Source organism: Gillisia hiemivivida (assembly GCF_007997295.1).
Taxonomy (GTDB): domain Bacteria; phylum Bacteroidota; class Bacteroidia; order Flavobacteriales; family Flavobacteriaceae; genus Gillisia; species Gillisia hiemivivida.
In genome coordinates this window covers 183,012-195,575 of the sequence record NZ_VORY01000004.1, presented here as the reverse complement: position 1 = coordinate 195,575, position 12,564 = coordinate 183,012, and the positions used below count along the sequence as shown (strand labels likewise).

Sequence of the window (12,564 nt, the reverse complement as noted above, 5' to 3'; positions counted from 1 at the left end):
TAAATGGTAATTGCTAATTGGACACACGTTCATTACATATTGAAATAGAGTTTTAGTCATTTTATGGGACTAGAGCGTCCCGATTTTACATCGGGAAGGTCAACGGTTCGACTCCGTTATTCTCCACTACTCCTTAAGACACTTTGGAGATAGGTACTTTAAACAATCAGGATTGCGCAAGCATTTTTCGTTTGGGTATCATTTAAAAGGTGTTGTGATTATAGGAAAAACGTTCATTGACATATTGGGAAATAAAGAATACGAGAAACATTAGGTACTTGTAAGAAATTACGAGTGCAAAAGAATAATTATAATAAAAGTTTTGTTCTTGCATATCGGCAAGAATAAGATTTGAGCAAATTAGGTAAAAGCACATAAGCTAAATAAGGGCGTATGGGGAATGCCTAGGCTCTCAGAGGCGAAGAAGGACGCGATAAGCTGCGAAAAGCTGCGGGGATTGGCACATACAAATTGATCCGCAGGTATCCGAATGGGGCAACCCACTATATTGAAGATATAGTATACCGTAAGGTAGGCGAACCCGGGGAACTGAAACATCTAAGTACCCGGAGGAGAAGAAAACAAAAGTGATTGCGTAAGTAGCGGCGAGCGAACGCGCATTAGCCCAAACCGGTCTGTTTACGGACAGGCCGGGGTTGTAGGACTGCGATGTTGGTTGTGTAATGAATTAGAACACCTTGGAAAGGGTGGCCAAAGAAGGTGATAGCCCTGTATAAGTAAAGATCATAAACCATAGCAGTATCCTGAGTAGTGCGGGGCACGTGAAACCCTGTATGAATTTGGCGGGACCATCCGCTAAGGCTAAATACTCCTGAGAGACCGATAGTGAACCAGTACCGTGAGGGAAAGGTGAAAAGAACCGTGAATAACGGAGTGAAATAGATCCTGAAACCATACGCTTACAAGCGGTCGGAGCCTTTAGGGGTGACGGCGTGCCTTTTGCATAATGAGCCTACGAGTTACCGTTGCCAGCAAGGTTAAGCATTTAAGATGTGGAGCCGTAGCGAAAGCGAGTCTTAATAGGGCTAGTATAGTTGGTAGTGGTAGACGCGAAACCGTGTGATCTACCCTTGGGCAGGTTGAAGCTGTGGTAACACATAGTGGAGGACCGAACCCGTTGACGTTGAAAAGTCTTGGGATGACCTGAGGGTAGGGGTGAAAGGCCAATCAAACTCGGAAATAGCTCGTACTCCCCGAAATGCATTTAGGTGCAGCGTTGATTTAAAGTTTTATAGAGGTAGAGCTACTGATTGGATGCGGGGGCTTCACCGCCTACCAATTCCTGACAAACTCCGAATGCTATAAAATGTTGATCAGCAGTGAGGGCATGGGTGCTAAGGTCCATGTCCGAGAGGGAAAGAACCCAGACCATCAGCTAAGGTCCCCAAATGTATATTAAGTTGAAATAACGCGGTTGAACTGCCCAGACAGCTAGGATGTTGGCTTGGAAGCAGCCATTCATTTAAAGAGTGCGTAACAGCTCACTAGTCGAGCGGTTCGGCATGGATAATAATCGGGCATAAATATACTACCGAAGCTATGGATTTACAGTTTTTGAATTGTAAGTGGTAGGGGAGCATTGTAACAAAGCTGAAGGTGAGTCGTGAGGCTTGCTGGATTGGTTACAAAAGAAAATGTAGGCATAAGTAACGATAATGCGGGCGAGAAACCCGCACACCGAAAGACTAAGGTTTCCTCAGCTATGCTAATCAGCTGAGGGTTAGTCGGGACCTAACGCGACCCCGAATGGGTTAGTGGATGGACAACAGATTAATATTTCTGTACCTGCCCCACGTTAAACGTGACGGAGGCGAAAAGTTAGTGCGTACTGACGGAATAGTACGTTGAAGCCAGTGGTAACACGGCGATAGTACACAAAAGCTTCGGCCGGCGTGATAATCTAGCAAATCGACTTCCAAGAAAAGCAAGTGGTGGCAGCCCGTACCGTAAACCGACACAGGTAGTTGGGATGAGAATTCTAAGGTGCTCGAGAGATTCATGGTTAAGGAACTAGGCAAAATCGACCCGTAACTTCGGGAGAAGGGTCGCCCATCTTCGGATGGGCCGCAGTGAAGAGGTCCAGGCGACTGTTTATCAAAAACACAGGGCTCTGCTAAATCGAAAGATGATGTATAGGGCCTGACACCTGCCCGGTGCTGGAAGGTTAAGAGGAGATGTTAGTGCTTGCACGAAGCATTGAATTGAAGCCCCAGTAAACGGCGGCCGTAACTATAACGGTCCTAAGGTAGCGAAATTCCTTGTCGGGTAAGTTCCGACCTGCACGAATGGTGCAACGATCTGGACACTGTCTCAACCATGAGCTCGGTGAAATTGTAGTATCGGTGAAGATGCCGATTACCCGCTGTGGGACGAAAAGACCCCGTGCACCTTTACTATAGCTTAGTATTGACTTTGGACAAGTGATGTGTAGGATAGGTGGGAGACGTTGAAGCTGCATCGCTAGGTGTGGTGGAGTCATTGTTGAAATACCACCCTTTACTTGTTTGAAGCCTAACTTCCACTGGAAGGACAATGCTTGGTGGGTAGTTTGACTGGGGTGGTCGCCTCCAAAAGAGTAACGGAGGCTTCTAAAGGTTCCCTCAGCACGCTTGGTAACCGTGCGTAGAGTGCAATGGCATAAGGGAGCTTGACTGAGAGACATACAGGTCGATCAGGTACGAAAGTAGAGCATAGTGATCCGGTGGTTCCGCATGGAAGGGCCATCGCTCAAAGGATAAAAGGTACGCCGGGGATAACAGGCTGATCTCCCCCAAGAGCTCACATCGACGGGGGGGTTTGGCACCTCGATGTCGGCTCGTCACATCCTGGGGCTGGAGAAGGTCCCAAGGGTTGGGCTGTTCGCCCATTAAAGTGGCACGCGAGCTGGGTTCAGAACGTCGTGAGACAGTTCGGTCTCTATCTACAGTGGGCGTTAGAAATTTGAGTGGATCTGACTCTAGTACGAGAGGACCGAGTTGGACGAACCTCTGGTGCACCAGTTGTTCCGCCAGGAGCATTGCTGGGTAGCTACGTTCGGAAGGGATAAGCGCTGAAAGCATATAAGCGCGAAACCCACCACAAGATGAGATTTCTTTAAAGGACCGTGGAAGACTACCACGTTGATAGGCCATAGGTGTAAAGGCAGTAATGTCATAGCCGAGTGGTACTAATAATCCGTAAAGCTTAGTGCAGTTCTCCCTTTTTCTTCGGAACAAGGGAGAGCGAAAAACCTATCTAATTCGCTATTAATTATTTGAATTAATTTTCTTCTATTGTTTATTTCCCAACTATGTTAATTTTATTAGAAGTTAGTATTGAGAATGGAGTATTGAGATGTAATCTCACTACTCACTACTAAAATCTCACTACTTTCTTAAAGATTTAAGGTGGCTATAGCAACGGGGCTCACCTCTTCCCATTCCGAACAGAGAAGTTAAGCCCGTTAGCGCAGATGGTACTGCATTTTTGTGGGAGAGTATGTCGTCGCCTTTTTTTTGAAAAGCACTTATCGTAAGATAGGTGCTTTTTTTGTTTATATCAATATCCTAAAACCCCTTCATCTAAAGATGGAGGGGTTTTTTCACATCTCTGACACCTCTAATTTAACTGATCAACCGCCTTTTTGGAATAAGCCCTGCAAGTGTTGAAAATGACGAAAACTATTTCACATCCCTGACGCCTCTAAACGAAGCCTTGATCTCCTTCAAACGGTGCCCTAAAATTTTAGCATTTTACTGTTATTGTTTAATTAATCAACTGCCTATTTTGGAATAAGCCCTGCAAGGGTTTGAAACCCTTGCAGGGCTGGAATCAAACTATATTATTTAAATCCCAGAATTTTATATCTAAAAGTTTTTATTAAAAATTGACTTGCCCAGAGAACCCAAAAAAATGTACTGAATTAAGGATCCTCCATTCCCTAAATGCTGAAGCATCCTTAGGATGTCCGACCAGGGATTGGAGCAAGCTATCGTGTAGCTCGGAAAGCCCGGCACAAGGCGAAGCCGAGGTGGGACGCCACAAAAGAATTGGAATAACTTATTGGTAATAAAGAGGTAAAAGCAAGAATTTTAATGCTGTTAATTTTATCTGGTGGATGATTTTAATCAAATAGGGCTTTCATGATGGTGCGAATTCCAAGAAACATTAATATAATAGCCCCAATAAAAGCCAATAGACCAAATATTAGAACGGCAATATAATATGGATGTTCTTTATTATGAAAAGCAGAATAGAGTACAACAGGGCCTAATAAAGTTAAGGGTAAAGCTCCTGCTAAATATTTGATGCCTTTACCGAGCATTTCTTTATTAGTGTGTTTCATAATGTTTCTATTTAATTTTCCAGTAGTTATTGGATCGTATATTCGAGATTGTCTGTCTGTGAAAGTCTAAAATAACCAAATGCAAAATTATCGGGATTAGTTTCATTAATTATGTTACCTCTTACTGTGGTTGGCTGGGTTTGAAAGGGACCTCCATTGTTTTCCCCAGCTTGAGAACTTAAAATGTAAAGATATTCATAAAATCTTCCTGAAATTCCCTGAATTTCGAAATTTACTATATCTCCAACCTTCAGGTCTTCATCAGAAAAATAGGCAAAGGTTCTATTGCCATTCGTGAATTCATCATCATTAATTTGAACAGAGATATCATCTAAAAAGAATTTAAATAAATAATAATTAGAAATTTCAGCAGGATCTGTAAAATACGCTTTTAACTCAATGTCATCTCCACTAAAACCACCATTAAGGGTCTGTTCCACTTCCTCTAAATCAACTACAGGAATCATACTTTCGGTAGCGGAATAAATTTCGTTGTTATACCGGATAGTTAATTGGTATTCTTTATTCAGTTCAGGTAGGAAATTTGTGTTGACATAGATGCCTGATTCTTCCTCTATGAATTTAAATGTTTCTCCAGAAGAAGATACAATTTCAATTATGGCATCTTTCGCGGGAGTAATTTCTGAGTCAAAATAAGGGGTTGTCTTGGTTAAATATATAATTTGGGAGTTTCCATTGCTCCTTTTCTCCCAAATAATGGAAGCTTCTACTACAAGTCTGGGTGAAGACTCTTGCAAATCTACTTGAACAACTTCTTCACAGGAACAACATATTATAATTAATATAAGTAATAAGATATTATGAGCTATTTTCATTTTCTAGAACTTAAAGTTATAGGTTACTGAGGGTATTATACCAAAGAGAGATAGTCTAACCGCTTCGTTCATGCCCGTATCGTCATTATTTCTAAAGCTTAGAGAAACTGCATTTTTCCTTCCATACAAATTGTAAATGCCAAAGTTCCACGAAGATTTAAAATTTCTATTTTTGTTTTTCGGTGGGGTATATGTTGCTGAAAGATCTAGTCTGTGATATGCGGGTAAACGTTCACTATTTCTTGCAGAATAAACAGGAATCACTAAATTCTCGAATGTGTATTGAGCATTTGGATACGTGGTTGGTAATCCAGTTTGATAATTGAAGTTACTATTTATTTGCCACCTTTCACTTAATTCGTAACTAGCAGTTATAGATACATCATGGGTTTTATCATAAGCCGTATTATACCATGAACCATTATTAATTCCGGTTTCTAATGCTGTTCTACCAGGTGTTTTCTGTTCTGATTTTGATAATGTGTAAGCAAACCAACCAGTGAAATCCCCTTTATTCTTTTTTAATAATAATTCTAATCCATAAGCTCTTGCTTTTCCTGGTAATATAACTTGTTCAATTGCATTATTAGCAATAAGATTTGCACCATCTACATAGTTGATCCTGTTTTTGATCTTTTTATAAAATCCTTCAATTTCTATAGAATAAGCATCTTCTCTTAAGTTTTGAAAATATCCTAATGCAACCTGATCGAGGATCTGAGGATCTATATATTTACCACTAGGAGCCCAAATATCTAATGGAGTAGGAGAGCTGGTATTGGTAATAAGATGTAAATATTGGGCCATCCTATTGTAACTTATTTTAACAGATTGGTTGTTATTAAGACTATAAGCCAAAGCTATTCTTGGTTCTAATACATGGAAATATTTTTCAACTTTAGATTTCTTCAAATTTTTGGAACCAATTGGTTCTGCCTCTTCATATATTTTAAAATCATTATTGAAAACTACCGCTTGATCATTATCATAAATATTAAGCTCATCTTGGCCTAATCTAAAGAAATTGCTAAATCGTAAACCATATTCTGCAGTTAATTTATTACTAATTTGATGTTCGGCTGATAAATACAGAGCACTTTCAAAAGCATATTTTTTGGTTAATTTATTATCTATAATACCAGATGTTGGTGTGCTTGGCTCAATCTCTCCCGGATTAAATTCATAATAGGTGTTCTGAATTCCGTATTCCAGACTAAGATTTTCACTAATATACTGACCGAAGTCGTATTTTAAATTGAGATTTTTAATGCCGCTATTCCAATTAAACTCTACAAAATCCAGGGTTAGACCATAATAGTAATCGCTATAAATTACTGAAAGATTGGTGAAAATGTTATCTGTAAGAACATGGTTCCACCTTAGGTTGAAGACTGCATTTCCATAAGTGTTCTTAAAGCTATCATTTATGTTGAATACATCTCTACCAAAATAACCGGAAAACAAGATGGTGTTACTATTATCTAATCTATAACTCAACTTTGTATTTAGATCGTAAAAATAGGCAGTGTTTTCATTATCAGTTAATTTTAGGAATAGGTGCGCATAGGAACTTCTACCTCCAATTAAAAAAGAACCTTTGTCCTGAACAATGGGACCTTCAGCTAAAAGCCTACTAGAGATTACTCCTATTCCCCCATTCGCTTTAAACTCTTTACTGTTACCATCTTTTTGAAAGATCTCTAGTACAGATGAAACTCTACCACCATATTTTGCTGGAATTCCTCCTTTATATAATTTCAAATTTTTGATTGCATCTGGATTAAAAACAGAAAAAAGACCGAACAAATGTGAGGAATTGTATATAGTAGCTTCATCTAACAGGATAAGATTTTGGTCTACAGCGCCCCCCCTTACATTAAACCCCGAAGAACCTTCTCCTGCATTTGAAACTCCTGGTAATAATAATAAGGATCTAACAACATCTACCTCGCCAAATACAACGGGTAATTTTTGAATGGTGTTTATATCTAACCTGTTCACACTCATTTCTGGCCCTCGAATATTAGATCTTTGGGTATCATTAGTAATGAGAACTTCATCTAAACTTTCTGAAGTTTCTACTAATGAAAAATTATAGGTAATATTCTTATCAATTTCTATTGTAATAGACTGTTCTTGATACCCTAGATATGAAATCACTAAGTTGTGTGTACCTTCTGGAAGTTTTAAAGAATAAAAACCATATTCGTTACTAACAACACCTGTATTTAAATTGGTGATCAATATATTAACCCCGTATAATGTTTCATTATTGGAGTCATCTTTTATCACACCATTAATAGTGAAAGTGTCTTGGGCTTGAAGGAAACTAAAGAAGAAAATGAATAATGTTGAGAATAATTTTGCCAAACTATTTTTTGCAGTAAATATAGGATTTGTAGTTTAATGCACATAAAAACAATGGCGTTCTTATGAAACAATTCTATAATGTTTAGCGAAGATCTTTAATGAATAAAAAAAGCCCTAATGTATTTCAACAGGGCTTTCTAAGTAAATCATACCTCGGGGCAAGCCCACGAGGTACGATTTGAAAAATACTTTTATAAATTCGAGGCAAACCCGCCTGAACGTATCGGGCAGACCTCGGGGAATTAAACCCTCAATGAGGGATTAAAATTGAATTTTTATTTTCCCATAATATTATTCAAGGTCTCACTAGGTCTCATAGCTTTACTAATTAGATCTTCAGTAGGATAATAGTAGCCTTTAATATCTACTTTTTTACCTTGAGCATCAATTAGATCCTTAAGAATTTTTGTTTCGTTTTCTGCTAATTGCATAGCGATTTTCGTGAACTCGTCTTTTAAGGATTGATCCTTATCTTGCCTCGCTAGTCCCTGAGCCCAATAAAGAGCTAAATAAAAATGACTTCCTCTATTATCTAATTCATTTACCTTTCTAGATGGAGATTTGTCGTTACGTAAAAATTCTTCAGTAGCTTCATCTAAGGTTTCCGAAAGAATTAAGGCTTTTTTATTATCGAATTTTTGACCTAAATGTTCTAAAGACACCGCTAATGCTAAAAACTCTCCTAAGGAATCCCATCGTAAATGTCCTTCTTTTAGGAATTGTTGGATATGCTTTGGAGCAGATCCACCCGCGCCAGTTTCAAATAAACCACCACCATTCATTAAAGGAACTATAGATAACATTTTCGCACTTGTTCCTAACTCTAAAATTGGAAAAAGATCTGTTAAGTAATCTCTAAGTACATTTCCACTTACAGAAATAGTGTCTTGTCCAGCTTTTACTCGTTTAAGAGTGTAATTGGTTGCTTCAAATGGAGCCATTATTTGAATGTCAAGACCTTCAGTACTTACTTCAGCTAAATATTTATTAACTTTTTTAATTACTTCGGCATCATGACTTCTCTTTTCATCTAACCAGAAAATAGCTGGCATCCCGGAAGCTTTAGCTCTAGAAACTGCCAATTTCACCCAGTCCTGAATAGGTGCATCTTTAACCTGACACATTCTCCAGATGTCACCTTCTTCTACTGAATGCTCAAGAATTACTTCCCCTTTAGAGTTTTTTACTTTTACAGATCCGTTTGAAGAAATTTCAAAGGTTTTGTCATGAGATCCGTATTCTTCTGCTTTTTGTGCCATTAACCCAACATTAGGAACAGTTCCCATTGTAGTAGGATCAAAGGCTCCATTTTCTTTACAGAAATCTATGGTAGCTTGGTAGATCCCAGCATAACTGCTGTCTGGAATCACAGCTTTTGTATCTTGGAGAGCTCCTTTTGAATTCCACATTTTACCGGAAGTTCTTATCATTGCAGGCATAGAGGCATCAATAATTACATCACTAGGCACATGTAGATTGGTAATTCCTTTATCTGAATTTACCATAGCTAGAGAAGGGCCATTTTTGAAACCTTCCTTTAAATCGGCTTCTATTTCTTTTCTCTGGTTTTCCGGTAAATCTGATAGTGCATTTAATAGATCTCCTAATCCACTATTCACATTCACGCCAATTTTATCAAAGGTATCGTTATATTTTTCAAAAAGGTCATTGAAAAATGTACGTACAGCATGACCAAAAATTATTGGATCGGATACCTTCATCATTGTTGCTTTCATGTGTAGAGAAAACAATACGTCTTTTTCTTTAGCGTCAGCAATCTGTTCATTCAAAAACGATATGAGTGCCGATTTACTCATTACGGTAGCATCGATAATTTCCCCATCAAGAACTTTTAAATTTTCTTTTAAGATGGTAGTTTTCCCATTAGCGTCTTCTAATTCTATACTTAGGACATCAGAATGATTAAGAGTTAAAGACTTTTCATTATGAAAGAAGTCTCCAGAATTCATAGTGGCAACATGGGTTTTTGAATTAGAATCCCAATTGCCCATAGAATGCGGGTTTTCTTTAGCATAATTCTTCACCGCTTTTGGAGCTCTTCGGTCTGAATTACCTTCTCTTAGAACTGGATTTACAGCACTACCTTTAACCTTGTCGTATTTCTTTTTAATATTCTTTTCTTCTTCATTTTTTGGCTCACCTGGATAGTTAGGCAAATCAAATCCCTTTTCTTGAAGTTCCTTGATAGCTGCTTCTAATTGAGGTTCTGAGGCGCTTATATTTGGAAGTTTAATAATGTTAGCTTCAGGTTTTGTAACTAATTCTCCTAATTCTTTTAATGCATCTGGTACTCGTTGTCCTTCAGGTAGATCATCAGAAAAGCTAGCTAGTATTCTAGCCGCTAAAGAAATATCTTTTGCCTCAATTTCAATATTAGAAGAATTGGTAAAAGTTTTAATTATTGGCAATAAAGAAAATGTCGCCAACATTGGGGCTTCATCTGTTTTTGTATAAACTATTTTTGATCTTTGATTCATATAATTATTTATTTTTGAATAAGCCGAATATTGCTTTGGAATAAAATTCCGATTACCTATTAGGTTTATTATTTATTTATGGATTTTTAAAAATGTAGGATGTAAAATCCTAAGTCTCGCGAAGATACGTATTTTAGAATTTTTATCATAGGTAGGGAAGGGCTAAAACCTCGGTTTTAGGGAAAATTTAATAATAAAAAAGCCATTTCAACATACCTTGTATATTGAAATGGCTTCAAATGAAGTAACGCTTTACCGCTGAATCATTAAAGATCATTCATAAGTCAATTAATACAACTTACTTCGTGCGTTACTGCAAATGACATAATTTGCTCACAAACGCGATTAAATTATATCAAAAACGGTCAAATCTTTCAAACTGCTTTTGCTTGGCAAAATATACGTTATATACAAGATAAGGACCTGTGTAAAGAAATAACTTTACAGCACCTTATTTAAAATAGAGAAATCCTCTTGTCATCCTCTTTATTTTTAAGGCACATATAAATTTACAATCAATTTTCAGTAAAATCAAGAATTTTAACTATTTAGTTTTCAATAGGTTATGATGGGTGCTTGTCAACTTTTGTTAATTAATTTAATGATTTACTTTAGCTGATTTGATTAAAATAAATCAATAAAAAAGCCCCAATTAAGGGGCTTTTTTATTTTCTCAAGAGAAAGATAATTTATCTTCTTCTTTGTTCCTTGATACGGGCTTTTTTACCTGTAAGACCTCTAAAGTAATAAATACGAGCTCTTCTAACGGCACCACGTTTATTAACTTCAATTTTTTGCAATGCAGGTAAGTTAACCGGAAATATACGTTCTACCCCAACTGTACCACTTATTTTTCTAATGGTAAAAGTTTTTGAAGTACCAGTTCCTTTAACTTGAATTACAACACCTCTAAAAAACTGGGTACGAGTTTTAGCCCCTTCCGAAATTTCATAGTATACAGTGATTGTGTCACCTGCAGAATATTCAGGAAATTCTTTTTTAGTAACGAATTCGTCTTGAACGAATTTAATTAGGGATTCCATAATTAATATTTTTAATAAAGTCTAAACCAACATTCACGGATCTCGCCAGAGGTTAATATAGAAACGAGTGCAAAATTAGATAATTTTAAACTATAAACAAGCAGAATCTCAAATTATTCCTCTCCTAATAAATCTGGGCGTAATTTTTTTGTTCTTTCATAGGATTGATCTTCTCTCCATGATTCTATTTTAGGGAAATTTCCAGAGGTTAAAATTTCTGGTACTTTCCATCCTTTATAATCTGCAGGTCTCGTATAGACCGGTGGCGCTAACAGGTCATCTTGAAAAGAATCTGTAAGTGCTGAAGTTTCATTTCCTAAAACTCCAGGAATCAATCTAATTATCGAATCGCAAACTACTGCAGCGGCTAATTCGCCTCCAGATAGTACATAATCTCCGATAGAAATCTCCTTTGTTACAAAGTGATCTCGTACTCTTTGATCTACTCCTTTATAGTGGCCGCAAAGAATTATAATATTTTCTTTTAAGGAAAGTGTATTTGCAGTTCTCTGGTCAAATTTATCTCCATCGGGTGTCATGTAAATCACTTCGTCATAATCTCTTTGAGATTTTAAATCAGTAATACATTTATCTATTGGCTCTATCATCATTACCATTCCTGCGCCACCACCAAATTGGTAGTCGTCTATCTGCTTATAATTATCAGTTACATAGTCCCTAAGGTTGTGTAAGTGTATCTCTACAAGTCCTTTTTCTATAGCTCGCTTTAATATGGAAACTTCAAAAGGACTGGTAAGAATGTCAGGGACAACTGTTATAATATCTATGCGCATGCTGGTTTATTTTAAGAGTGCAAAGATGCGAAATATGTGTAAGCTAAATCTTGTGAAGAAATCTTATTTATCTGTCACTTGCTTTATTTCTTTCGTCTTGCAATAATCTCCCTAATCGTTGCTCTTTAACAAGCGCTTTTGCTTTATATTCATCGAACTCTTTGTCGGTTGCGATTAGATTATTTCTAGCTTCCGTAGTTTGTGCATGACCTTTCTTAAATTGGAATATAAAGAAAAGCAAAAATAAGATCAAGATCGCTACAATTCCCCACATAAGTGCCATATAGGTTCCTTTGCTAAATGGCATTCCTAAAAACGTGATCGCATCTTTTTCTGCAGTAACTTCTTTTAAGTTATCCTGAGTGCTTTCAAGATTGTTTTTTAATTGCGTTATCTCCTTTTGCTGTTGCTCTATAGTGTTGTTTTGAGTGACAATTTCATTATTTAAATTAGAGATAAAATTTGCGGTGTTCTGTTTCAGTTTCACTAGATCGTTGTAGTCTACAACTTTGTAACCCTGATAATCATTAGATCCTTCAATAATTCTTGTAAATTCATCTTCCACAGGATTTTCACTTTCTTCTATTTCCTGGGCAGTTGCCGAAAATGTAAAAAAGAGGGTCGCTAATCCTAATAATAATAGTTTATTCATTTTATTGTTTTTTGTTTGGTACTCCT

The 12,564-nt window shown here is 37.2% G+C and carries 7 protein-coding genes and 2 rRNA genes; 2 read left to right on the top strand and 7 right to left on the bottom strand.

Annotated features, from left to right (window positions below; all coding sequences use genetic code 11):
- The first annotated feature begins 371 nt into the window (after nt 1–371).
- Together ES724_RS06245 and rrf are read left to right on the top strand one after the other, a co-directional pair.
- Nucleotides 372–3,212: ribosomal RNA gene (locus tag ES724_RS06245) — 23S ribosomal RNA — on the top strand.
- Nucleotides 3,213–3,403: 191 nt separating this feature from the next.
- Nucleotides 3,404–3,513, top strand: a 5S ribosomal RNA gene (rrf, locus tag ES724_RS06240).
- Between the two features lie 610 nt (nt 3,514–4,123).
- Here the strand turns inward: rrf and ES724_RS06235 are convergent.
- The 7 genes from ES724_RS06235 to ES724_RS06205 all read right to left on the bottom strand — a co-directional run bounded on the left by ES724_RS06235 (nt 4,124) and on the right by ES724_RS06205 (nt 12,538).
- Nucleotides 4,124–4,345: a DUF6095 family protein gene (locus ES724_RS06235; protein ID WP_026837900.1), complete on the bottom strand. Its 222-nt coding sequence runs from the start codon at nt 4,343–4,345 to the stop codon at nt 4,124–4,126.
- A 26-nt stretch (nt 4,346–4,371) separates the two neighbouring features.
- A complete protein-coding gene (locus ES724_RS06230) occupies nt 4,372–5,181 on the bottom strand; it encodes a DUF4249 domain-containing protein (RefSeq protein WP_146931031.1) in 810 nt (269 codons plus the stop codon).
- 3 nt (nt 5,182–5,184) lie between these two features.
- Nucleotides 5,185–7,551: a TonB-dependent receptor gene (locus tag ES724_RS06225; protein ID WP_246136833.1), complete on the bottom strand. Its 2,367-nt coding sequence runs from the start codon at nt 7,549–7,551 to the stop codon at nt 5,185–5,187.
- A 275-nt stretch (nt 7,552–7,826) separates the two neighbouring features.
- Entirely contained in the window at nt 7,827–10,049 is a 2,223-nt protein-coding gene (locus tag ES724_RS06220; RefSeq protein ID WP_146931028.1) for an NADP-dependent isocitrate dehydrogenase, read from the bottom strand.
- A gap of 689 nt (nt 10,050–10,738) precedes the next feature.
- Entirely contained in the window at nt 10,739–11,092 is a 354-nt protein-coding gene (rplS, locus tag ES724_RS06215; RefSeq protein WP_026837904.1) for a 50S ribosomal protein L19, read from the bottom strand.
- Nucleotides 11,093–11,205: 113 nt separating this feature from the next.
- Nucleotides 11,206–11,886, bottom strand: a complete 681-nt coding sequence (trmD, locus tag ES724_RS06210; RefSeq protein WP_026837905.1) for a tRNA (guanosine(37)-N1)-methyltransferase TrmD — start codon at nt 11,884–11,886, stop codon at nt 11,206–11,208.
- Nucleotides 11,887–11,953: 67 nt separating this feature from the next.
- Entirely contained in the window at nt 11,954–12,538 is a 585-nt protein-coding gene (locus tag ES724_RS06205) for a hypothetical protein (protein WP_146931025.1), read from the bottom strand.
- Nucleotides 12,539–12,564 lie beyond the last annotated feature (26 nt).